The organism is Pseudomonas sp. FG43, assembly GCF_057809175.1.
In genome coordinates this window covers 85505-109828 of sequence record NZ_JBMDJL010000005.1, presented here as the reverse complement: position 1 = coordinate 109828, position 24324 = coordinate 85505, and the positions used below count along the sequence as shown (strand labels likewise).

The window sequence follows — 24324 nt, the reverse complement described above, 5'->3', positions numbered from 1 at the left end:
TCTGACCCACTGACGCCTTCGCGAATGAATTCGCTCCTACTACACCCTCAACCCCGTAGGACCGAATTCATTCGGGAAGAGGCCAGTCCAGGCGCCACATCTGTATCTGACCCACTGATGCTTTCCCGAATGAATTCGCTCCTGCAGATATCTGTAGACAAATTGCCATGACTGCACTTATCTTCGCCGCAGGCCGCCTCATGTGGCCAACGTCGCTCGGACGGTTCCGGGCGCTTACGTCTGCGAGATACTCATGGCTGACCAAGGTTTGCCGCGCCGCTTTGCGCGCATAGATCGACTCCCCCCTTACGTGTTCAACATCACTGCCGAGCTGAAAATGGCTGCTCGTCGTCGTGGTGAAGACATTATCGACTTGAGCATGGGCAACCCCGATGGGGCGACGCCACCGCATATCGTCGAAAAACTGGTCACCGTTGCCCAGCGCGAAGACACCCATGGCTATTCGACTTCACGGGGTATTCCTCGCCTGCGTCGGGCCATTTCCAACTGGTACAAGAAGCGCTACGAGGTCGATATCGACCCGGAAAGCGAAGCCATTGTCACCATCGGCTCAAAGGAAGGCCTGGCGCACCTGATGCTCGCCACCCTCGATCAGGGCGACACGGTGCTGGTGCCCAACCCCAGTTATCCGATCCACATCTACGGTGCCGTGATTGCCGGCGCCCAGGTGCGTTCGGTACCGCTGGTGCCAGGTGTGGACTTCTTTGCCGAGCTGGAAAAGGCCATTCGTGGCTCGATCCCCAAGCCGAAGATGATGATCCTGGGCTTTCCATCCAACCCCACCGCCCAGTGCGTGGAGCTGGATTTCTTCGAGCGCGTGGTCGCACTGGCCAAGCAATACGACGTGCTGGTGATTCACGATCTGGCCTATGCCGACATCGTCTATGACGGCTGGAAGGCTCCGTCGATCATGCAGGTCCCCGGTGCCAAGGACATTGCGGTGGAGTTTTTCACCCTGTCCAAGAGCTACAACATGGCGGGCTGGCGTATCGGCTTCATGGTCGGCAACCCGGAACTGGTCAGTGCTCTGGCGCGGATCAAGAGCTATCACGACTACGGCACCTTCACGCCCTTGCAGGTGGCCGCGATTGCTGCACTCGAAGGCGACCAGCAATGCGTGCTGGATATTGCCGAGCAGTATCGTCAGCGCCGTAATGTGCTGGTCAAAGGCCTGCATGAACTGGGCTGGATGGTGGAAAATCCCAAGGCGTCGATGTATGTCTGGGCCAAGATTCCTCCCGCCTACGCGCACCTCGGCTCGCTGGAGTTCGCCAAGAAGCTGCTGGCCGAAGCCAAGGTCTGTGTGTCGCCGGGTATCGGTTTTGGCGAATATGGCGACGACCATGTGCGTTTCGCCCTGATTGAAAACCAGGATCGCATCCGTCAGGCCGTGCGTGGCATTCGCACCATGTTCCGCGCTGACAAGCCTGCCTGAGTTTTAATCAGTGAACCCGCTCCCACGCATCTCCGTGGGAGCGAATCGGGCGGCGCTCCGCTCATTCGCAAAAAACACCGTACAGTCAAAGCAAATACATCGCCCTCAATGACGCCTCGCGGATGAATCCGCTCCTACCGGCAGGTGCTCCCGCCAATCGATTTGTCTCTCCCCGCCAAGCCATGTCGTAAACGCACCTTTGTGTGGCGTCCATAGGCATTTGGCCGGTTTGCGTCGGCCCTACCATCGCATCCAAAGGGCAGCTCAACGCCCTGCCGACAAGCCAGGCGCAACGCCGCCGCTGGGAGAACCGCGATGTTCAGCAAGCAAGACCAGATTCAGGGATATGACGATGCACTGTTGGCTGCGATCAATGCCGAGGAGCAGCGCCAGGAAGACCATATCGAGCTGATCGCCTCCGAAAACTACACCAGCAAGCGTGTGATGCAGGCTCAGGGCAGCGGGCTGACCAACAAATATGCCGAAGGCTATCCGGGCAAGCGTTATTACGGTGGCTGCGAGCATGTCGACAAGGTCGAGCAACTGGCAATCGAGCGGGCCAGGCAATTGTTCGGTGCCGATTACGCCAACGTTCAACCGCACTCCGGCAGTCAGGCCAACGCCGCTGTCTATCTGGCCTTGCTACAAGCTGGCGATACCGTTCTGGGCATGAGCCTGGCCCACGGCGGTCACCTGACCCACGGTGCCAAGGTCAGTTTTTCCGGTCGTCTTTATAACGCTGTGCAGTACGGCATCGACACCAATACCGGGCTGATCGATTACGACGAAGTCGAGCGTATTGCCCTGGAAACCAAGCCAAAGATGATCATTGCCGGTTTCTCGGCTTACTCGAAAACCCTGGATTTCCCGCGTTTCCGCGAAATTGCCGACAAGGTGGGCGCTTACCTGTTCGTCGACATGGCCCACGTTGCCGGTCTGGTGGCGGCTGGCTTGTACCCGAACCCGCTGCCATACGCCGATGTGGTGACCACCACCACCCATAAGACCCTGCGTGGTCCGCGTGGTGGCCTGATCCTGGCCAGGGCCAACGAAGAACTCGAGAAAAAACTCAACTCCGCCGTATTCCCCGGTGGGCAGGGCGGCCCGTTGATGCACGTCATCGCCGCCAAGGCCGTTTGCTTCAAGGAAGCGCTGGAGCCAGGCTTCAAGGCCTATCAGCAGCAAGTGATCGATAACGCCCAGGCCATGGCGCAGGTATTCGTGGACCGTGGTTACGATGTGGTATCGGGTGGAACCGACAATCACCTGTTCCTGGTCAGCCTGATCCGTCAGGGCCTGACCGGCAAGGATGCGGACGCTGCTCTGGGCCGTGCGCACATCACCGTCAACAAGAACTCTGTACCGAACGATCCGCAGTCGCCGTTCGTGACTTCGGGCCTGCGGATCGGCACTCCGGCCGTCACCAGTCGCGGTTTCAAAGTGACCCAGTGTATCGAGCTGGCAGGCTGGATCTGCGACATTCTCGACAACCTCGGCGATGCCGATGTCGAGGCCAATGTCGCCAGTCAGGTCGCAGCACTGTGCGCCGATTTCCCGGTTTATCGCTGAGTCAGGAGTAGCCTTTCATGCAGCATTACTCAGGCTTCGGCCTTTTCAAACACTCCCTCAGCCATCATGAAAACTGGCAGCGCATGTGGCGCACGCCGACGCCCAAGAAAGTCTACGACGTCGTGATCGTCGGCGGTGGCGGTCATGGTCTGGCGACGGCCTATTACCTGGCCAAAGAGCACGGCATCAAGAACGTGGCCGTGGTCGAGAAAGGCTGGCTGGGCGGCGGTAACACGGCGCGCAATACCACCATCGTGCGTTCCAACTACCTGTGGGACGAGTCGGCTCATCTCTATGAGCATGCAATGAAGCTGTGGGAAGGCCTGTCTCAGGACCTGAACTACAACGTCATGTTTTCCCAGCGTGGCGTGTACAACCTGTGCCACACGCTGCAAGACATGCGCGACTCGGAGCGTCGGGTCAGCGCCAACCGCCTGAACGGTGTGGACGGCGAACTGCTTAATGGCAAACAGGTTGCCGAAGAGATTCCGTACCTGGACTGCTCGAAGAACACCCGTTATCCGATCATCGGCGCAACGGTCCAGCGCCGTGGCGGCGTTGCCCGTCACGATGCCGTGGCCTGGGGTTTTGCCCGTGCCGCCGATGCCTTGGGCGTGGACCTGATCCAGCAGACCGAAGTGATCGGTTTCCGCAAGGAAAACGGTGTCTGCATCGGTGTAGAAACCAACAAGGGCTTCATCGGCGCCAAGCGTGTCGGCGTGGTGACGGCCGGTAACTCCGGGCACATGGCGAAACTGGCAGGCTTCCGTCTGCCGGTTGAATCCCATCCGTTGCAGGCGCTGGTTTCCGAGCCAATCAAGCCCATCATCGACAGCGTGATCATGTCCAACGCCGTTCACGGTTATATCAGTCAGTCCGACAAGGGCGACCTGGTGATCGGTGCCGGTATCGACGGCTGGGTCGGCTACGGCCAGCGCGGTTCGTACCCGGTGATCGAGCACACCATCCAGGCCATCGTCGAAATGTTCCCGGTGCTGTCGCGAGTGCGCATGAACCGCCAGTGGGGTGGCATCGTCGATACCACGCCGGACGCCTGCCCGATCATTTCCAAGACTCCCGTACCGAACATGTTCTTCAACTGCGGTTGGGGCACCGGTGGATTCAAGGCAACTCCCGGCTCAGGCAACGTGTTTGCCGCCAGCCTTGCCAAGGGCGAAATGCACCCATTGGCCAAGCCTTTCTCCATCGAGCGTTTCCACAATGGCGCTCTCATTGATGAGCACGGTGCTGCCGCGGTCGCCCACTAACAAAAACCACGTGAGAACTACTGCGCTCGGTAATACGGCGTTAAAAACAGGCGAGAAATGCTCATTTAGAATTCTAAACTCCGCTTTCTCGCCTGTTTTTGCCTTGTATTACCTTCGCTCGCTACGTTCTCACGAGGTTTTAAGAAGGAGAGCTTTTCATGTTGCATATCTTCTGTCCTCACTGTGGCGAACTGCGCTCCGAAGAGGAATTCCACGGCTCCGGTCAGGCGCATATCCCGCGTCCGCTGGACCCGAACGCCTGCACTGATGAAGAGTGGGGCGACTACATGTTCTTCCGTGACAACCCACGTGGCCTGCACCACGAACTGTGGATTCACGCTGCCGGTTGCCGCCAGTACTTCAATGCCACCCGCGACACCGTGACCTACGAGATTCTGGAAACCTATCCGATTGGCACCAAGCCACAGTTCACGGCCAAGGGAGACAAGGCATGAGCCAGACAAACCGACTGCCCCACGGTGGCCGTATCGACCGTAGCAAGGTGCTGAATTTCACCTTCAACGGTCAGTCTTATCAGGGTTTCGAGGGGGATACCCTGGCCGCTGCGCTGCTGGCCAACGGTGTGGATATCATCGGCCGCAGCTTCAAGTATTCCCGGCCTCGCGGCATTTTTGCGGCTGGCTCCGAAGAGCCGAACGCGGTATTGCAGATCGGCGCGACCGAAGCGACCCAGATACCCAACGTGCGTGCCACGCAGCAGGCGTTGTATTCAGGGTTGGTTGCGACCAGCACCAACGGCTGGCCGAGTGTGAACAATGACGTGATGGGGATTCTCGGCAAGGTCGGCGGCAAGCTGATGCCACCGGGCTTCTACTACAAAACCTTCATGTACCCGCAATCGTTCTGGATGACTTACGAGAAGTACATCCGCAAGGCAGCCGGCCTTGGCCGTTCGCCGACCGAGAACGATCCGGACACTTACGATGCGATGAACCAGCACTGCGACGTGCTGATCGTCGGTGCCGGGCCTGCCGGTCTGGCTGCTGCCCTGGCTGCTGCGCGCAGTGGCGCACGGGTGATTCTGGCCGATGAGCAGGAAGAGTTCGGCGGCAGCCTGCTCGACAGCCGCGAGAGCCTTGACGGTAAACCGGCTGCTGAATGGGTCGCTACTGTTATCGACGAGCTCAAGGGCCTGAAGAACGTGACCCTGCTGCCTCGCGCCACGGTCAACGGCTATCACGACCACAACTTTCTGACCATTCATGAGCGCCTGACCGATCACCTGGGTGATCGTGCGCCACTCGGCATGGTACGTCAGCGCATGCATCGCGTACGCGCCAAGCGTGTCGTGCTGGCCAGTGGTACTCATGAGCGGCCACTGGTTTACGGCAACAACGATGGGCCGGGCAACATGCTGGCCGGTGCGGTTTCCACTTATGTTCGTCGTTATGGCGTGGCTCCGGGCCGCAAGCTGGTGCTGTCCACCAACAACGACCACGCCTACCGCGTTGCTCTGGACTGGATCGACGCCAGCCTGCAAGTGGTGGCGATTGCCGATGCGCGCCACAACCCGCGTGGCCCGCTGGTCGAAGAGGCGCGGGCCAAGGGTATTCGTATCCTGACGTCCAGCGCCGTGATCGAAGCCCGTGGCAGCAAGCGGGTGTCTGCTGCCCGTGTTGCCGCCATCGACGTCAAGACACTGAGCGTCACCAGCCCCGGCGAATGGCTGGAATGTGATCTGGTTGCCAGCTCCGGTGGTTACAGCCCGATCGTACACCTGGCTTCGCATCTGGGTGGCAAGCCGGTCTGGCGTGAAGACATCCTCGGTTTCGTTCCGGGCGAAGCTCCGCAGAAACGTGTGTGCGTCGGCGGTGTGAACGGTGTTTACAGTCTGGCCGATACGCTGGCCGACGGCTTTGAAGGCGGTGCTCGTGCTGCCAGCGAAGCAGGCTTCAAGGCCGTGGAAGGCATCATGCCGAAGGCTTTGAGCCGCGCAGAAGAGCCGACGCTGGCGCTGTTCCATGTACCTCACGAAAAAGGCACGGCCCGTGCGCCCAAGCAGTTCGTGGATCTGCAGAACGATGTCACCGCCGCAGCCATCGAACTGGCGACCCGCGAGGGCTTCGAGTCGGTCGAACACGTCAAACGCTACACCGCACTGGGTTTCGGCACCGATCAGGGCAAGCTTGGCAACGTCAATGGTCTGGCCATTGCTGCCCATTCGCTGAAGGTTTCCATCCCCGAGATGGGCACCACCATGTTCCGCCCGAACTACACGCCGGTGACCTTCGGTGCCGTAGCCGGTCGCCATTGCGGGCATATCTTCGAGCCCGTGCGCTTTACCGCTCTGCATGCCTGGCACCTCAAGAACGGTGCCGAATTTGAAGATGTCGGCCAGTGGAAACGGCCTTGGTACTTCCCGAAAAACGGCGAGGACATGCATGCCGCCGTCGCCCGTGAATGCAAGGCTGTGCGCGAAAGTGTCGGCCTGCTGGATGCCTCGACCCTGGGCAAGATCGACATTCAAGGCCCGGATGCCCGGGAGTTCCTCAACCGCGTCTACACCAACGCCTGGACCAAACTGGATGTGGGCAAGGCGCGTTACGGCCTGATGTGCAAGGAAGACGGCATGGTCTTCGACGACGGTGTTACAGCCTGCGTCGCTGACAACCACTTCATCATGACCACCACCACGGGCGGCGCTGCTCGCGTTCTGCAATGGCTGGAAATCTATCAGCAGACCGAATGGCCGGACCTGAAGGTGTATTTCACCTCGGTTACCGACCATTACGCGACCCTGACGCTGTCCGGCCCCAACAGCCGCAAGCTGCTCAGTGAAGTGACCGATATCGATCTGGGCCGTGAAGCGTTTCCGTTCATGACCTGGAAGGAAGGCCACGTTGCTGGCGTGCCGGCGCGGGTGTTCCGTATTTCCTTTACTGGCGAGCTGTCCTACGAGGTCAACATCCAGGCTGATTACGCCATGGGCGTTCTGGAAAAGATCGTCGAGGCCGGCAAGAAGTACAACCTGACGCCTTACGGCACCGAGACCATGCACGTGCTGCGGGCCGAGAAGGGTTTCATCATCGTCGGTCAGGATACCGACGGCTCGATGACGCCGGACGACCTGAACATGGGCTGGTGCGTGGGTCGTACCAAGCCGTTTTCCTGGATCGGCTGGCGCGGCATGAATCGCGAAGACTGTGTGCGTGAACAACGCAAGCAACTGGTGGGCCTCAAACCGGTCGATCCGACCAAATGGCTGCCGGAAGGCGCGCAACTGGTCTTTGACACTCAACAGACGATCCCTATGACCATGGTCGGCCACGTCACTTCCAGCTATGCCCATAATTCACTGGGTTATTCGTTCGCGCTGGGTGTGGTCAAAGGCGGCTTGCAGCGTATGGGCGAGCGGGTCTTTGCACCGTTGGCCGATGGTAGCGTGATCGAAGCCGAAATCGTTTCTTCGGTGTTCTTCGACCCGAAAGGCGATCAGCAGAACGTTGAGTAAAACGCGGTCCTGATAACACCGTGGGAGCGAATTCATTCGCGAATAAGCGGAGCGCCGCCCGATTCGCTCCTACAAGTACAAAACAGAATTCATGACAGGTGTCCCATGACCACAGTCAACGTATACCAACAGCGCCCCGAAGCGGGCGTAAAGGCTGAATCGCCGCTGTTCCACGCCGACCTCGGCAGTCTGGTCGGCAAAGGCCGCGCCAATCCCGGCGTCACGCTGCGCGAGAAGAAACTGCTCGGCCATCTGACCCTTCGTGGCGACGCCCGTGATCCGGCGTTTGCTGCCGGAGTTCACAAGGCTCTGGGCATGGAACTGCCTGCCGCGCTCACATTGGTAAGCAGTGGCGAAAGCTCGCTGCAATGGCTTGGCCCGGACGAGTGGCTGCTGATCGTGCCCACAGGCGAAGAGTTCGCCACCGAGCAACGCCTGCGCGAAGCTCTGGCGGGGCTGCATATCTCGGTGGTGAATGTCAGCGGTGGCCAATCCATCCTGGAACTGACCGGCCCCAACGTTCGTGACGTGCTGATGAAGTCCACCAGCTATGACGTACACCCCGACAACTTCCCGGTGGGCAAGGCCGTCGGCACTGTGTTCGCCAAGTCGCAACTGGTGATCCGCCGCACCGGCGAAGAAACCTGGGAGCTGCTGATCCGTCGCAGCTTCTCGGATTACTGGTGGCTGTGGTTGCAGGATGCCAGTGCCGAGTACGGATTGACCATCAAGGCGTAGGAGCGGCCGAGCGGCGATCCGTTTTAGTCGCGATAGCGGGCCATGGACATATTTTTGTTGTCTGGAAAACCGCTGTCGCGAGCAAGCTCCCTCCCACAGATCACAATTGATGAGGCAGGAGTCTCTTTTATATGAGTCGCGCCCCCGATACATGGATTTTGACTGCCGATTGCCCCAGCGTGCTGGGGACGGTGGATGCGGTGACCCGCTATCTGTTCGAGCAGGGGTGCTATGTCACCGAGCACCATTCGTTCGATGATCGGTTGTCGGGACGTTTTTTCATTCGCGTCGAATTCCGCCAGCCTGACGGTTTCGATGAAGCTGCATTTCGCTCTGGCCTGACCGAACGCGGCGAAGCCTTTGGCATGATCTTCGAGCTGACTGCCCCGAACTATCGGCCAAAAGTCGTCATCATGGTCTCCAAGGCCGATCACTGCCTGAATGATCTTCTCTACCGCCAGCGCATCAATCAACTGTCCATGGATGTAGTCGCGGTGGTCTCCAATCACCCCGATCTTGAGCCTCTGGCTGGCTGGCACGGAATTCCGTACTACCATTTCCCACTCGACCCGAACGATAAGCCTTCTCAAGAGGCCAGGGTCTGGCAGGTCATTGAAGAGTCCGGCGCGGAACTGGTGATCCTTGCCCGTTACATGCAAGTGCTGTCACCGGACCTGTGCCGCAAGCTCGACGGCAAGGCGATCAACATTCATCACTCGCTGTTGCCGGGTTTCAAGGGTGCCAAGCCTTACCATCAGGCCTACAACAAGGGCGTGAAACTGGTGGGCGCCACGGCGCATTACATCAACAACGACCTGGACGAAGGTCCGATCATTGCCCAGGGAGTCGAAGTGGTAGACCACAGCCATTACCCCGAAGACCTGATTGCCAAAGGCCGGGATATCGAAGGACTGACACTGGCACGCGCCGTCGGGTATCACATTGAGCGGCGGGTGTTCTTGAATGCGAACAGGACGGTAGTGCTCTGAAGCTGCAAGCTGCAAGTTTTAAGCTGCAAGTGAAAAGCGAAAAGCTACAAGCAGCAAGCTGAAGGCTGGCGAGATCCTCTTGCCGCTTGAGGCTTGCCACTTGCAGCTAACCCCTCTTTTTTCCAACAACAAAATACAGAGGTGAAAGCATGTCTGGTAATCGCGGTGTGGTGTATCTCGGCGCTGGCAAGGTCGAGGTGCAAACAATTCCTTTCCCGAAAATGCAGGATCCAAGAGGCAAGCGCATCGAACACGGAGTCATTCTGCGCGTTGTTTCCACCAACATCTGCGGCTCGGACCAGCATATGGTTCGCGGTCGTACCACTGCCCAGACCGGGCTGGTGCTCGGTCATGAAATCACTGGCGAAGTGCTCGAAGCCGGGCGCGATGTCGAAAATCTAAAGGTCGGCGATCTGGTATCCGTTCCGTTCAACGTGGCGTGCGGTCGTTGCCGCAGTTGCAAGGAGCAGCACACCGGCGTCTGCCTGACCGTCAACCCGGCACGTGCCGGTGGGGCGTATGGTTATGTCGATATGGGCGACTGGGTTGGTGGCCAGGCCGAATACGTGCTGGTGCCTTACGCCGATTTCAACCTGCTGAAGCTGCCTGACCGCGATGCGGCCATGGAGAAGATTCGCGACCTGACGTGCCTGTCCGACATTCTGCCAACCGGTTATCACGGCGCCGTCACGGCCGGGGTCGGCCCTGGCAGCACCGTATATGTCGCCGGTGCCGGGCCTGTCGGTCTGGCGGCTGCCGCTTCGGCACGTTTGCTGGGCGCTGCGGTGGTGATTGTGGGGGACGTGAATCCCAAGCGACTGGTTCATGCCAAGGCTCAGGGTTTCGAGATTGCCGACCTGTCGCTGGATACGCCGCTCCATGAGCAGATCGCCGCGCTGCTGGGCGAACCGGAAGTGGATTGCGCCATCGATGCCGTGGGCTTTGAAGCGCGTGGCCATGGTCATGCAGGTGCGCAGTCCGAAGCACCGGCCACGGTTCTCAACTCGTTGATGGGCGTGGTGCGGGTTGCCGGCAAGATCGGTATTCCCGGCCTGTACGTTACCGAGGATCCGGGCGCTGTGGATGCTGCCGCGAAAATGGGCAGCCTGAGCATCCGCTTCGGTCTGGGCTGGGCCAAGTCCCACAGCTTCCATACCGGCCAGACGCCGGTCATGAAGTACAACCGTCAATTGATGCAGGCCATCATGTGGGATCGCATCAAGATCGCCGATGTGGTGGGTGTCGAAGTCATCAGCCTGGATGACGCGCCACGTGGCTACGGCGAGTTCGATGCGGGCGTGCCGAAGAAATTCGTGATCGATCCGCACAAACTGTTCAGCGCCGCCTGAGCCCTGTCGCGGCCAATGCCCCCGAGGGAGGGGCTTGGCCGCGACGGCATCATCACAGACGGCACGTCTTCATGGGAAAGAACCACTCTTCAGCCGTTACATCCGGGAACAAGCCCTCCATCCTCCAGTCAAACCGTCTGTTTTATCATCCACCACTGGATGGTTTCGGTTAGAGGTTGACTGTAATGAATACTGCTCGCGGTATGGCACTTGCTACATTGATGGCCCTGGCGGCAAGCCCGGCTTTTGCGTTCAATCTGAATGACGCAGCGAATGCGGTTTCCAACGCCACAGGCGGTAATCAGAAAGCCACTGCGGCACCTGAAGCCGCAGGCCTGCTCAATGCCCTTGGCACACAACTGAACGTCACCCCGGAACAGGCCGTTGGCGGCACGGGCGCCTTGCTTGGGTTGGCGAAGAACAAACTGACCGGTGCCGATTACTCGCAACTGACCCAATCCGTTCCGGGTTTGAATCAACTGTCGGGCGTTTCGGCCCTGGACAGTCTGGGTGGCAGCGGGCTTGGCAGCCTGCTGGGTGGTGGCGATAAATCCGGGAGCAATTCTGTGCTCAACAGCGCGCTCGGCAACGTGCAAAGCATGGGCGACGTGAACAATGCCTTCAAGGCGCTGGGTATGGACAGCAGCATGGTCAGCCAGTTTGTGCCGGTGATCCTGCAATACCTCGGTCAGCAAGGTGCCAGCGGCTCCGCATTGCAGAGCCTGAGCGGCCTATGGGGCGCCGGTAGCTGATTCGGTACGCAATGCGCTGATGTGCGCATCCTTTTCGATCCAGAGCTGGTTGACCCAGTTCTGGATCTTCTCGCGAAACACCGGATCGCTCTCGTAGTCGCCCTGCCACAGGGCCGGGTCCAGTTCGCGGGTCTTGATGTCGACGATCACCTTGGGCACTCGCCCGCACAGCATGTCCCAGAACCCCGGAATCCGTGAACCCGGATACACCACCGTCACATCCAGAATCGCATCCAGTTGTTCACCCATGGCAGCCAGCACGAACGCCACACCTCCGGCCTTGGGTTTGAGCAGGTTGCGGTAGGGCGATGCCTGGGCCGCATGCTTGGCTTTGGTGAAACGTGTGCCTTCCAGATAATTGACGATGGTCACCGGCTGGCGCTTGAACAGCTCGCAGGCGGATTTGGTGATTTCCAGATCCTTGCCCTTGAGTTCCGGGTGCTTTGCCAGGAACGCCTTGCTGTAGCGCTTCATGAACGGATAATCCAGTGCCCACCAGGCCAGCCCCAGGAACGGCACCCAGATCAGTTCCTTTTTCAGGAAGAACTTGAAGAACGGCGTGCGGCGGTTGAGCGCCTGGATCAAGGCCGGAATATCGACCCATGACTGATGGTTGCAGATCAGCAGATAAGACGTATCGCTGCGCAGGCCTTCATGGCCACGAATTTCCCACCGGGTCGGAGTGAATGCGCCAAAGATGAGCTTGTTGATCTCGGCCCAGGTTTCGGCAATCCACATCACTGCCGCTGAGCAGTGATCACGCATGTGGCCCTGAAACAACAGTTTGAGCAGCGCGAAAACCAGTAGCGGGCCAATCAGTACGAGGGTATTGATCAGCAGAAGCAGTGTGACGAAACAGCCAGAAAGCACACGACGCATAAGGATCTCTTGAGTCTCTTCAAGGTTGGCAATGATAGAGACACTGATCTGCGACGCCAATTACACAGGTGCTTACAAATGTTTCACGCGCTGACGATTATGCTGATCATCTCCGAACAAACTTCAAGTTCGCTGTCTAAAACCGGGCGTCAATCAGACGCTGCACATTGCGAGGAACCTGCCACGTGAAACCGATTCTGGCGCTATTGTCCCTGCTGGCGTTGCCTGTCATGGCCGCCGAACCGACGCTGTATGGTCGCTATGAAAACATCAAGGTTCCCGAGATCGGCGAGACCTTCAAGGCCAAGATGGACACCGGTGCGCTGACTGCGTCGTTGTCGGCCAAGGACATCGAGTTGTTCCAGCGTGATGGCGAGGACTGGGTACGTTTCCGTCTGGCCACCAAGGACGCGGACAATAAGGTCCATGAGCACAAGGTTTCGCGTATCAGCAAGATCAAGGGCCGCTCGGAAGGCGATGACGACGATGAAGTCATCGACCCCACCAAACGTCCTGTTGTTGACCTTGAACTGTGCCTGGGCAACAAGAAGCGCACTGTCGAAGTGAATCTGGTGGATCGCAGCCACTTCAACTACCCCTTGCTGATCGGCGCCAAGGCCTTGCGCGAGTTCGATGCAGCGGTAAACCCGGCGCGTCGCTATACCGCTGACAAACCCGATTGCTGATTGACGTCGAGGGCTGAAATCGCGAATCCTTGCGGCCTTATCTCAAGCGCCCGGATGCCATGCCGCATATTTTGATTGTCGAAGACGAGGCCGCGATAGCCGACACGCTGGTCTATGCGCTGCAAGGCGAGGGTTTTACCACGACCTGGCTGGGCCTCGGTCAGGCGGCGGTCGAGCATCAACGCGGCACACCGGCCGACCTGATCATTCTCGACATTGGCTTGCCGGATATCACCGGCTTTGAGGCCTGCAAGCAATTGCGCCGTTTCAGCGACGTCCCGGTCATGTTCCTCAGTGCCCGGGATGGCGAAATCGATCGGGTCGTAGGCCTGGAAATCGGCGCTGACGATTATGTGGTCAAGCCGTTCAGCCCTCGTGAAGTGGCGGCGCGGGTCAGGGCTATCCTCAAGCGCATGCTGCCTCGCACGGCCACGGCGGCAGGCAGCGACAACGAAGTGTTTCAAGTCGACCGCGAGCGCGTACAGATCACTTATCGTGGCCAGGCCTTGAGCCTGACCCGGCATGAGTTCCGCTTGTTGCAGTGCCTGCTGGAGCAACCCGAACGGGTATTCAGCCGCGAGCAATTGCTCGATGCGCTGGGCGTGGCGTGCGATGCCGGTTATGAGCGCAGCATCGACAGCCATATCAAAAGCCTGCGTGCAAAGCTGCGTCTTGTTGCCGCCGATGCAGAGCCGATCCAGACCCATCGTGGCCTCGGTTACAGCTACAGCCCAGGCCACAGCTGATGTCCCTGAGTATCCGGATTTTTCTGGTCTATGCGGTGTTCATCGCCCTGACCGGTTACTTCGTGCTCAGTACGGTCATGAAAGAAGTGCGCCCCGGCGTGCGTCAGTCCACCGAAGAAACGCTGGTGGACACTGCCAACCTGCTGGCTGAAATCCTCCAGAGTGATGTCAGCCACGGCACCTTGAACCAGAGCCGTTTTCCCGATGCGCTCAAGGCTTACGGCCTGCGCCAGCCGGCCGCGAAGATCTGGGGTTTGCCCAAGACTCAGGTCAACAACCGCATCTACATTACCGACGCCAGAGGCATTGTGCTGTTCGATTCCATCGGCGAAGCGACGGGGCAGGATTATTCGCGCTGGAACGATGTCTACCTGACCTTGCGTGGCGAATACGGTGCCCGTTCGACCCGCAGCGATCCCGAGGACACCAACTCGTCGGTGATGTATGTCGGAGCGCCGATTCGCGACAACGACACGATCATCGGCGTCGTTACCGTGGCCAAGCCCAACAGTTCGCTACAACCCTATGTGGACCGGGCCGAGCGTCGTCTGCTGTGGTACGGCATCGGCCTGATCATCCTGGGCCTGTTGCTGGGCGCGCTGTTTTCCTGGTGGCTCAGCTCGGCATTACGCCGCCTGACCGACTATGCCCAGGCGGTCAGTGAAGGGCGTCGTGCCGAGCTACCGCATTATCGCGGTGGCGAGCTGGAGCAGTTATCCACAGCGGTCGAACACATGCGTACCCAACTGGAAGGCAAGGCCTATGTCGAGCGCTATGTGCATACGCTGACCCACGAGCTGAAAAGCCCTCTGGCAGCGATTCGCGGTGCTGCCGAGTTATTGCAGGATGAAATGCCCGCCGAGCAGCGCCAGCGCTTCGTCAGCAATATCGATGGTGAAAGCGAGCGCATGCAGCAATTGATCGAACGCTTGCTAAACCTGGCCATGGTCGAGCAGCGTCAGGGCCTGGAAGAGAAAGTGGCCGTGCCGCTGGCAGAGCTGGTCGATGAACTGTTGGGCGAGCGCGGTGTTCGCACCGAACGCCAGGGTTTACAGATCGAGCAACTGATCGGCACCGACCTGTATCTGCTGGGCGAGCGGTTCCTGTTGCGTCAGGCGATGGCCAACCTGCTGGACAACGCCCTGGATTTCACTCCGTCGGGCGGGACCTTGCGTCTGGCGGCCGAGCGAATCGGTGAGCGTATTCGCGTCACTCTCTTCAATACCGCAGCACCGATTCCCGATTACGCCTTGCCGCGTCTCTGCGAACGTTTCTATTCACTGCCCCGACCGCACAGTGGCCGCAAGAGCACCGGGCTGGGGCTCAACTTCGTCGAAGAGGTCGTGCAATTGCATGGCGGCGAACTGCATGTCGGAAATGTTGAAGGCGGGGTTCTGGTGACCTTGTCGCTGTAGTCGGTTCGTTCGCGATACAAACACACAATCTCCACACGCTCCCCATCATCGCTCCACATAGCGCCTCCAGACTTTCCCTATCGAAAACAGGGAGAGCCCCATGAACCGAAGTCTGGCTGTAAAACTGGGAATGATCGCTGCGCTGGTCATCCTGCTGTTGATTCCGTTGATGATGATCGGGAACCTGATCGCGGAGCGGCAGAAGCAACGCGATTCGGTACTGCAGAATATCGCCAGCAGCTCAAGCCTCAGCCAACAGCTGAGCGGGCCGGTCATGGCGGTGCCTTATCGCAAGGCGGTGCGGGTCTGGAAGACCAATGTGCAGACCAACGAGTCTTATCTGGAGCCTGCGCAGGAAAAGGGTTACCTGTATTTTTTGCCGGAGCGCTTCGAGCTCGATGGCAAGGTCCAGACAGAGTTGCGTTCGCGGGGCATCTACGAAGCTCGTCTCTACCATGCAGACAATCGCGTCAGTGGCCATTTTGTGCTGCCCGAGAACTTCGGGATCACCGAGAACCTGGCCGATTACGAGTTCGATCGTCCTTTTCTGGCAGTGGGCATCAGCGATGTCCGCGGTATAGAAAGTGCCATGAAACTACAACTGGAAGGCCAGGCTCTGGATTTCGTCCCCGGTACACGGTTGGGCTGGCTGGGCGAGGGCGTGAGCGTCAATCTGCCGATGCAGGATGGCAAACAGCAGACCAGTCTGGAGTTCGCTTTCGATCTGCGTCTGCAAGGCACCGGGCAATTCAAGGTCATCCCCGTGGGCAAATCCAGCACGGTGAAACTGGCTGCCGACTGGCCGCATCCAAGCTTTATCGGCAACTATCTGCCTGCACGCCGGGATATTTCCGTCGAAGGCTTCAGTGCCAACTGGCAGACGTCGTTCTTCTCCACCAACCTGGAAGACGCGCTGAGCCGTTGCCAGCAGGCAAACAAGTGCCAGGAGTTCAAGAACCGTAGTTTCGGTGTCAGCTTCATCGAGCCGGTCGATCAATACCTGAAGAGCGACCGGGCGATCAAATATGCGCTGTTGTTTATCGCGTTGACCTTCGCCGGTTTCTTCCTCTTCGAAGTCCTCAAGAGCATGGCAGTACACCCTGTTCAGTATGCTCTGGTGGGCGCGGCGCTGGCGTTGTTCTTCCTGCTGTTGCTGTCACTGTCCGAGCACATCGGGTTTGCCAGTGCCTATCTGGTGTCGGCTGTGGCCTGCGTGTTGTTGATCGGCTTCTATGTCTGTTACGTGCTGGGTGGCGTGCTGCATGGCCTGGGGTTCGCCGCTGGTCTGACGGCGTTGTATGGCTTGCTCTACGGGCTGCTCAGTGCTGAAGACTACGCCTTGCTGATGGGCGCGCTGCTCTTGTTCGGCCTGCTGGGTGTGTTCATGGTCCTGACCCGCAGGCTCGACTGGTACAGCATCACGCCGGGCAAGTCGGTAAAAACCACTGAGCCCGTTCTGGAGGCCGGCCATGAGTAACTGGCTCGGGCTGCGCGAAGAGCAGGTGCAGGCAAGGTATTTGATCGAAGGGATCAGGAGCCTGTTCGCCAACGCCGGTTCGGCCCGACGCTGTGCGTCAGGCGAACAGGCTGTCGATCACTCAAACGAACGGTCGGGTCGCCAGCATCGATGGCCGCTGGCTGACATCGGCGTACCAGGTAGCCAGTCGCGGATAGCTGCTGCGCCAGCGCAGGTCCGGTTGACGGAAGTCCAGATAACCCAGGGCGGCGGCCACGCTGATGGAGGCTACATCGAAGGCTGAACTGAGTTCGGTGATTGCATCCTGCTCGAAATAACTCAGGGCGCGCTCGATCTTTTCCTGCTGGTTATCGAGCCACTGGTCCCAGTGCTTTTCCTCGGGTCGCAGCGCGGTTTCATAACGAATCAACAGGGCGGCGTCCATCAATGCATCGGCCAGTGAAGCCAGGGTCAGGCGCCTCCAGCGCGCCGAGCCTTCGCGGGGAATGAGCGGGTTTCCTACATGCTGGTGATCCAGATAGTCGAAGATCACCCGGCTGTCATGAATGATATTGCCGTCAGCCAGGCGCAATGCCGGGATCTTGCCGGCAGGGTTGTCATCATTGAGTTCGGCAGAGGGCGTGACGGGGGTGAGCAATATCGTCTGCAACTTCACTCTGTCGAACTGTCCGGTTTCATGCAGCAGGACAATCACCTTGCGGGCGAAGGGAGAGGCTGGGTTGGAATACAACGTCATGGTAGGTGCTGACATGAATGTTCCTCGGCGGGTACAGATTCATAGACTAGTCAGCGGGCTGTGGGTCTGCAATCCGGTTTTCGCGAATGAATTCCTTGTGGGAGGGGGCTTGCCCGCGACGGGGCCGGTGAGGCCAATGCTCTTTTATCAGCTTCCAGTTTTCAGCGCCTGTGAATGAAGTCGCGGCCAAGGCCTCTCCCACAGAGTCATCCCCGACGTTTCATCAACCCCCGAATACTCAGCCCCGCGGCAATCCCCATCCCGAGCCAGGCCAGGGTATCCCACCAGCCATCTCCCAGCAGAGCCATGAACAAGCCCGCGCCTGTCAGTACGCCAACCAGACCGGGCACGGCAAAGGTCGAACCCTTTTTCATGCTTTCACCTGCGTTCGACGGCGTACCCACCACAGGTAAAGACCGCTGCCCAGCACGATGATGGTCAGCACATCCAGCACCGCCCACAGGATTTTCATCGGCATGCCGCCGTAATCCCCGAAATGCAGGGGCTGGGACATGCCCAGGGCATCCATGTACCAGGGCCGTTCGACGATGGCCGTGACTTTCAGGGTTTGCGCATCGATCAAGACCGGTGTCGCCAAGTGAGCCGTCAGGTGCGTATTGCCCTTGAGAAACACGGCGTAATGGTGCTCGCTGGAAAAGCGTGTGCCGGGGAAGGCGATGAAGTCCGGTTTCATTCCCGGCGCGGCGGCTTCGGCGATTTCCAGCAGGTTTGTGGCAGGCGCTCGCTGGAGCAGCGGCGGCGCATCGCGATATGGCTCGATCATCGTGGCCAGCGCGTCGTTGCGCCATGAGGCAATCAACAGGTCGGCACAGGCACTGATAACCCCGGTTACGCCGACCACCAGCGCCCAGGTCAGGGTTACGACGCCAATCAGGTTATGCAGGTCCAGCCAGCGGGTGCGGGTGGATTTGCCTGCGCGCACGGTGCCGAATTCAAGCTTGCGCATGAAGGGCGCATACAACACGGTCCCGGAGACAATAGCGACCACAAACAGCAGGCCCATGAACGCCAGCAACAGTTTGCCCGGCAGTTCGGCATACATATCCACATGCAGGCGCAGCATGACCATCATGAAGCCGCCGTTGGCCGAAGGCATTTCCTGGGCTTCGCCGGTGCGTGCATCCAGGGCGAAGGTGTGGGACGAATTGGGCTCGGTGCCAGCCGTCGCCGCCGTAATCGCCATGACCCCGTCGGGATCGTCTTCGTCCCAGCCGAAGTATTGCAGTACTTCACCGGAGCGATGGGTTTCTGCGGCCTGGACCAGTTGTTCAAGGTTCAGGCGTGGCGTGTCGGCGGGCATTTCCCGATAGTGCGGCGCATCGCCCAGCAGGTGGTCGATCTCGTGATGAAAGATCAGCGGCAGGCCGGTGATCGCCAGCATCAGCAGGAACAGCGTACAGATCAGGCTGCTCCAGGTATGAACGATGGACCAGCGGCGCACGGTTTGACTTTTCATTGCATGTTCCAAAAGCAAAAGGCCCGCTGACAATCAGGGGCCTTTGGTTCTCACTTTAATAGAGATGCCGTGGCTGAATCACCACTTGTAATTGACGCTGGCGACGACGTTGCGTTGATCGCCGTAGTAACACCAGAAACCATCGCAGGTAGCCAGGTAATCCTTGTTGAAGATGTTCTTGGCATCCACGGCTATCGAAGCACCTTTAAGGCTGCTGGCCAGGCGGCCCAGATCGTAATGCACCGAGGCGTCATATACGGTGTAGGAACCCACATGCCCAAGGTCGGTATTGCTCTGGTTGCCGTAAGTGTCACCGACATAACGTACGCCTGCACCGACGCCAAAGCCGTCGAGTGTGCCGTTGTGCCAGGTGTAGTCAGCCCAGGCGGTGGCCTGATTACGCGGTACTTGCGGGACGCGGCTGCCCTTGTCGTCGCCCTTGAGGATTTCGCTGTCGGTGTAGGTGTAGGAACTGATCAGTTTCAGGTTATCAGTCACGTCCGAAGTGGCTTCAAGTTCCAGGCCACGGACCTTGATCTCGCCAATCTGGCTGGTGATGCTGTTTTCGGTGATCGACACGTTCTTCTGGCGCAGATCGAACACTGCCGCAGTCAGCAGGGTTTTGGAGCCGACCGGCTGGTACTTCAGGCCGACTTCGTACTGACGGCCCTCGGTCGGCTTGAACGATTCGGTCGCACTGACGCCTGCGCCGGAGGCTGGCTGGAATGACTCGGTATAGGAAATGTAAGGCGTGAAGCCGTTATCGAACACATAGCTCAAGCCAGCGTTGGTGCTGAAATTGCTGTCACGCTGGGTGCTGGTCACGTCGTTGTTGTTATAGAACTTCGTGCCGGTGTGAATCCAGTCTTCACGTCCACCCAGGGTCAGGCGCCACTTGTCCAGAGAGATCTGGTCCTGTGCATAGAGGCCGGTCTGCTGGGTTTTCTGGTTGTAGTCGTACAGCGTCGAGTAGAGCACGTTGGAGAAATCTGCGCCGTACACCGGGCGGTTGACGTTGGTGCCCGGAACGTTACCCCAGCCATACTTCCACTGGTAATTGGTATTGGAGCGCTGATGGTCCAGGCCCAGCAATACGGTGTGGCTCAGCGCACCGGTCTGGAAGTCGGCCTGGAAGTTGTTGTCCACGGCAAACTGGCTGATGTCTTCGTTGACGATACCGGTGCTGCGACCAATATTGCCGTCTGCGTCGACCGCAGTCGCGCCATTGGCGACGCTCAGGGCCTGGAACGACAGATCGCTCTTGGTGTAGCGCAGGTTCTGGCGGAACTGCCAGACATCGTTCAGGCGATGGTCGAAGGCATAGCCCAGTGCGTAATAGGTGCGGTCATAGAATTCCCAGTCCGGATCACCCAGGTTCTTGTGATGGGAAATCCTGCCAGCAGCCGAATCCAGTTTGGTGCCCTGCAAGGGCAGGAACTGGCCGGTGATCCCGGTATCGTCGCGGGTGTACTGCGAGATGAACGTCAGGTGCGTGTCGTCATCGATATTCCAGGTCACGCTGGGCGCAATGTTGTAGCGCTTGTCCGGGATGTGGTCGATGGCCGAGCCGCTGTCACGCACGACACCGCTGACGCGATACAGGAACTGGCCTTCATCGTCGATCTTGCCGGTGCTGTCGAAATTGATCTGCTTGTGTTCGTTGTTGCCGACCTGCAGGCCGACTTCGTTGCTGCTTTCGGCTTGCGGGCGGCGGCTGACCATGTCGAGCATGCCGCCTGGCGGTGTCTGGCCGTAGACCGAAGACGATGGGCCGCGCAGGACTGCGATGCGCTCAAGGTTCCAGGGCTCGGGTTTGGGGTTGGCATAGGAACCGACCGGCATCGGCAGGCCATCGAGGAACTGGGTCGGGACGAAGCCGCGAATGCGCAGCCAGTCGTTGCGCGAGTCGGAGCCATAACCGCTGCTGACGACACCAGCGGTATAGCGCAGGGCGTCGTTGAGGTTGAGCACCGAGCGGTCATCCATCTGCTGGCGGGTCACGACCGAGATCGAACGCGGCGCTTCCACGATGGGTGTATCCGTCTTGCTGCCCGCCGCTGTGCGGGTCGCTGTATAACCTTCGACCGGGCCCCATGCCGTTTCAGTTTCGCCCTGAAACCCCTGAATGTTGGTTTCCGGCAAGGCCATGGTTCCTTCCGGTGCGGCTTCCAGGCTGTAAGTGCCCGACGTGCTCCGTACCAATTGCAGGCCCGTTCCGCGCAATGCCTGACGCATGGCTGCGGTGGCCTCGAACTGGCCTTGCACCGGTGCCGATGTGCGGCCGCTGACCAGTGACGGGTCTATCGCCAGAGCCAATCCAGCCTGACTGGCAATCTGATTCAACGTGGTGGACAGAGCAGCGGCCGGCAAGTTGTAGGCGCGAACGCTTGAAGCCTGTTCGGCGGCAATGGGTGAAGTGCTCACCAGCGGTACGCCAAGGGCGATTGCCAATGCCAACAGGCTGGGACGCATCAGGGTTTCAAGCGGGCGAGACATACAAGGCTCCAGGGCAAACGGTATCTATTGCCTCTCTGCCGCATGAGTCTGAGAAAGTGACAGGGCTGTTTGAAAATAAATTCGGACTCAGGGTTTTTCGGGCGCAACGCTGTCGTTTTTCTCGCTCCGTGCCTGGACTTTCACCCACCATGGCGTGTGCTGTTCGATCTGCACCGGCAAGGTCGGCAACAAGGCCTTGAGGGCCAGGTCGGTATTGCCCAACGGGAAGCTCCCGGTAATCCGCAAGTCCGCCACCTGAGGCGATACTCCCAGGTAGCCGACCCGGTAGCGGCTCAGTTCGTCGAGCATGTCGCCCAGGCGTGCGTTGTCCATCACCAGCATGCCGCGGGTCCAGGCATCGGCGCCTGAAGGCAGGCTCAGCAGCGGGCCGAGCCCGTCTGGGGTCAGCAGGATCTGTTGACCCTCGCGCAAGACCTGTTCGTTCCCGTTGTCACGCGGATTGGCCGCGACTGCCGATTGCAGCACGCTCAGGCGCGTACCATCGGCTTCGCGCCTGACCAGAAAGCGCGTGCCCAGAGCGCGCATCCTGCCGTCGCTGGTTTCGACGATAAAGGGGCGCGGGTCGTCATGGCTGCCGGTCTCGACCAGTATTTCGCCGTCCTGGAGCACGACCCGGCGCTGTTTCGCGTCGAAACGCACATCGATTGCGCTGTGGGTGTTGAGGCGGATCAGCGTGTTGTCTGCCAGACGAATGTCACGTTGTTCGCCGGTAGCGGTGCGCTGATCGGCGAGCCAGTAATCCAGCGGCAGATAGCGCTCGCTCATGAACAGCGCCAGCCCGCAGCTCAACATCAACCCGGCCAGCCCGCCGCCCAGCTTGCGCACGCGACGGCGAAGGGTGCCGGGCGCTTGTTGCAGTGCCTTGCGTGCCGGGCCTGAGGGTATGGCGAAGCGCTGGTTAAGCATGCCCAACTGGCTCCAGGCCCTGGCATGTTCTTCGTTGGCGGCCAGCCATTTGCTGAATTCGTCCTGCTCGATCCCGTCGCCGGAGTCCAGGCAGAGTTGCCAGGCAATGGCGGCATCAAGAACTTGCGCCGAAACGGGTCTGGAGCCTGCGAGTTTCATGTCGGCTCGCCGTAGAGGGCGACATAGCACTGGCGCATGGCCTGGGCCAGATATTGCCGGACCCGTGAAACCGAAACGCCCAGCCGTTCGGCTATTTCACCATGGCTCAGGCCGTCCAGACGGTTATACAGAAACGCCGCCCGTGCCTTGCTCGACAGTTTGCCCAGCATGCGGTCGATGGTCTTGAGGTCTTCAAGGATCAGTAATTGATCCTGCGGGGAAGGGTGCTCCGCTTCCGGGATCAGCATCAGCTCGTTGAGATAAGCCTGTTCCAGTGCTGCGCGACGGAAATAATCGAACAGCAGGCCTTTGGCGACGGCTGCCAGAAAAGCACGGGGTTCATTCGGGGCCTTGAGTTCATCACGCCCGAGCAGGCGAACGAAAGTGTCCTGGCTCAGGTCTTCAGCCCGCTGTGGGCAGGCCACATTGCGTCGAAGCCAGGCCAGCAGCCAGCTGCGATGGTCGCGATACAACACGCCAACGATCTCGTTATGAGTGCTTGGGGCTGACGACACGAATGGCCTCGAATGGGAATGTGTTAAATAACGAGAACTATTCGCGATTCTGTCAGAGCGCGTGGATGCTGGCAATTGACGCTTATCGGAATGAGCGGTTCGCGAATGAATTCACACCACTCCGGTAGGAGTAATGCCGGTTAGTTAAGGTCATAAATAACTTTGTGGAAGGCAGCTTGCTGGCGACTTCAGTGTACAGGCGCAGAATATCTGCCGGTTTCAAGGCCTTTTCGCCAGCAAGCTGCCTCCCACAGGTTTTGCTTGTGCCTTAACTGATCGGCATTACCCGGTAGCGAATTCATTCGCGAAATCAGTCAGCGCTTGTTACCGACCGGTGCCAGCAACAGCTCGATACGATGCTTGCGAATGCCATCGGCAGCGGCCTCTGCCAGCGCGGCATCGGTGATGATGGTGTCGAACTGCTCAAGTGCCGAGACCTTGTACATGCCGAACGTGCCGTATTTGGAGCTGGTGGCGATCAACACGGTTTGTGATGCCGACTGCATGGCTGCCTGTTTGACTTCGACTTTAAGCGCCGACGGCGTGGTGGTGCCCCGTTGCAGGTCCCATGAGCTGGTGGACAGGAACGCAACATCGGTCGCCAGTTGGCGTAGCGTCGCGGCAGCCAGGCCGCCTACGCTGGAGCGGTTGGGATGGTCGAGCAGACCACCGGTATGGATGACATCCACATGGGCGGCATCGGCCAGAGCGTTGACGATGCCGAAATCATTGGTGACCACCGTCATGCCGGACAGCGCCACGATATGCGGCACGATCTCCAGAGTACTGGTGCCGGCATCCAGATAAATGGTCATGTCCGGGTGCAACAGCCCGGCCGCGAGCCTGGCCATGCCTTGCTTGTGGGGCAACTCCACGACGGCCTTGGATTGATGGCTGGGTTCACTGTGAACCTGGCTGGCGATACGTGCGCCGCCGGTCACCGAATAGGCACGTCCTTCCTGCTCCAGCACGGCGATATCGCGGCGTATGGTCATGTGCGAGCAGTCGAACATCTCCATCAACTGATGCACGCTGAGTACCTGGTGCTTGCGCAATTGACGAAGCATCAGTTCGCGGCGCTGATCGGGGATCATCGGTGTACCGCCAACGATGGCGATATCCTCTTCGGTGGACATTGTTACTCCTGTGCATCCATGACCCGCCAGCGGCAAGCGGCGGTCGTGGCATCTTAGCCAATCGCTCCGACAATCGCAGCAG

21 protein-coding genes are annotated in these 24324 nt (G+C 59.3%); 13 read left to right on the top strand and 8 right to left on the bottom strand.

From position 1 onward, the window contains the following. Positions 1-253: 253 nt before the first annotated feature. The 9 genes from alaC (at position 254) to ACODS3_RS07985 (ending at position 11593) form a co-directional block, all read left to right on the top strand. Positions 254-1456: an alanine transaminase gene (alaC, locus tag ACODS3_RS08025; RefSeq protein WP_025258199.1), complete on the top strand. Its 1203-nt coding sequence runs from the start codon at positions 254-256 to the stop codon at positions 1454-1456. 315 nt (positions 1457-1771) lie between these two features. Beyond that, positions 1772-3025, top strand: a complete 1254-nt coding sequence (glyA, locus tag ACODS3_RS08020; protein WP_201018265.1) for a serine hydroxymethyltransferase — start codon at positions 1772-1774, stop codon at positions 3023-3025. A 17-nt stretch (positions 3026-3042) separates the two neighbouring features. Next, the gene (locus tag ACODS3_RS08015) at positions 3043-4293 is read left to right on the top strand and encodes a sarcosine oxidase subunit beta family protein (RefSeq protein ID WP_201018264.1); all 1251 of its coding nucleotides are present in this window, start codon (positions 3043-3045) and stop codon (positions 4291-4293) included. Positions 4294-4451: 158 nt separating this feature from the next. Further along, the gene (locus tag ACODS3_RS08010; RefSeq protein ID WP_201001638.1) at positions 4452-4748 is read left to right on the top strand and encodes a sarcosine oxidase subunit delta; all 297 of its coding nucleotides are present in this window, start codon (positions 4452-4454) and stop codon (positions 4746-4748) included. Further along, complete coding sequence (locus ACODS3_RS08005) at positions 4745-7765, top strand: sarcosine oxidase subunit alpha (protein WP_489033961.1); 3021 nt, start codon at positions 4745-4747, stop codon at positions 7763-7765. Before ACODS3_RS08010 ends, ACODS3_RS08005 begins: the two co-directional genes overlap by 4 nt. A 105-nt stretch (positions 7766-7870) precedes the next feature. Continuing rightward, the gene (locus ACODS3_RS08000; RefSeq protein ID WP_489033960.1) at positions 7871-8503 is read left to right on the top strand and encodes a sarcosine oxidase subunit gamma; all 633 of its coding nucleotides are present in this window, start codon (positions 7871-7873) and stop codon (positions 8501-8503) included. A gap of 131 nt (positions 8504-8634) precedes the next feature. After that, positions 8635-9492, top strand: coding sequence for a formyltetrahydrofolate deformylase (gene purU, locus ACODS3_RS07995; RefSeq protein ID WP_201001643.1), 858 nt, complete (start codon positions 8635-8637; stop codon positions 9490-9492). 149 nt (positions 9493-9641) lie between these two features. Then, a complete protein-coding gene (fdhA, locus tag ACODS3_RS07990) occupies positions 9642-10841 on the top strand; it encodes a formaldehyde dehydrogenase, glutathione-independent (RefSeq protein ID WP_489033959.1) in 1200 nt (399 codons plus the stop codon). A gap of 185 nt (positions 10842-11026) precedes the next feature. Next, positions 11027-11593, top strand: a complete 567-nt coding sequence (locus ACODS3_RS07985; RefSeq protein ID WP_201001645.1) for a DUF2780 domain-containing protein — start codon at positions 11027-11029, stop codon at positions 11591-11593. Here ACODS3_RS07985 and yihG read toward each other — a convergent pair. After that, positions 11573-12472, bottom strand: coding sequence for a 1-acylglycerol-3-phosphate O-acyltransferase, YihG family (yihG, locus tag ACODS3_RS07980; RefSeq protein WP_489033958.1), 900 nt, complete (start codon positions 12470-12472; stop codon positions 11573-11575). The two genes, ACODS3_RS07985 and yihG, sit on opposite strands and share 21 nt — an antisense overlap. Before the next feature lie 185 nt (positions 12473-12657). Here yihG and rloA2 point away from each other — a divergent pair, with 185 nt between their 5' ends. The 4 genes from rloA2 to creD all read left to right on the top strand — a co-directional run bounded on the left by rloA2 (position 12658) and on the right by creD (position 16796). Further along, positions 12658-13158 (top strand): retropepsin-like aspartic peptidase RloA2, encoded by a 501-nt coding sequence (gene rloA2 / locus ACODS3_RS07975; protein WP_201001647.1) that lies wholly within the window; start codon positions 12658-12660, stop codon positions 13156-13158. 59 nt (positions 13159-13217) lie between these two features. Continuing rightward, entirely contained in the window at positions 13218-13904 is a 687-nt protein-coding gene (creB, locus tag ACODS3_RS07970; RefSeq protein WP_201001648.1) for a two-component system response regulator CreB, read from the top strand. Further along, the gene (gene creC / locus ACODS3_RS07965; RefSeq protein WP_489033957.1) at positions 13904-15319 is read left to right on the top strand and encodes a two-component system sensor histidine kinase CreC; all 1416 of its coding nucleotides are present in this window, start codon (positions 13904-13906) and stop codon (positions 15317-15319) included. Before creB ends, creC begins: the two co-directional genes overlap by 1 nt. Positions 15320-15419: 100 nt before the next feature. Next, positions 15420-16796: a cell envelope integrity protein CreD gene (gene creD, locus ACODS3_RS07960; RefSeq protein ID WP_489033956.1), complete on the top strand. Its 1377-nt coding sequence runs from the start codon at positions 15420-15422 to the stop codon at positions 16794-16796. Positions 16797-16917: 121 nt separating this feature from the next. Here the strand turns inward: creD and ACODS3_RS07955 are convergent, their stop codons facing one another. The 7 genes from ACODS3_RS07955 to ACODS3_RS07925 form a co-directional block, all read right to left on the bottom strand. Then, positions 16918-17547, bottom strand: coding sequence for a glutathione S-transferase family protein (locus ACODS3_RS07955; protein WP_201018255.1), 630 nt, complete (start codon positions 17545-17547; stop codon positions 16918-16920). Between the two features lie 191 nt (positions 17548-17738). Further along, positions 17739-17906 (bottom strand): hypothetical protein, encoded by a 168-nt coding sequence (locus ACODS3_RS07950; RefSeq protein WP_201018254.1) that lies wholly within the window; start codon positions 17904-17906, stop codon positions 17739-17741. Then, positions 17903-19009, bottom strand: coding sequence for a PepSY-associated TM helix domain-containing protein (locus tag ACODS3_RS07945; RefSeq protein WP_201018253.1), 1107 nt, complete (start codon positions 19007-19009; stop codon positions 17903-17905). The genes ACODS3_RS07950 and ACODS3_RS07945 overlap by 4 nt, the downstream gene beginning before the upstream one ends. Positions 19010-19087: 78 nt before the next feature. Then, complete coding sequence (locus ACODS3_RS07940; protein ID WP_489033955.1) at positions 19088-21505, bottom strand: TonB-dependent siderophore receptor; 2418 nt, start codon at positions 21503-21505, stop codon at positions 19088-19090. Positions 21506-21592: 87 nt separating this feature from the next. After that, entirely contained in the window at positions 21593-22591 is a 999-nt protein-coding gene (locus ACODS3_RS07935) for a FecR domain-containing protein (RefSeq protein ID WP_304574818.1), read from the bottom strand. Continuing rightward, the gene (locus ACODS3_RS07930) at positions 22588-23106 is read right to left on the bottom strand and encodes an RNA polymerase sigma factor (protein WP_201001662.1); all 519 of its coding nucleotides are present in this window, start codon (positions 23104-23106) and stop codon (positions 22588-22590) included. Before ACODS3_RS07930 ends, ACODS3_RS07935 begins: the two co-directional genes overlap by 4 nt. Before the next feature lie 314 nt (positions 23107-23420). Then, positions 23421-24242, bottom strand: coding sequence for a DeoR/GlpR family DNA-binding transcription regulator (locus ACODS3_RS07925; RefSeq protein ID WP_201018250.1), 822 nt, complete (start codon positions 24240-24242; stop codon positions 23421-23423). Between the last annotated feature and the right edge of the window lie 82 nt (positions 24243-24324).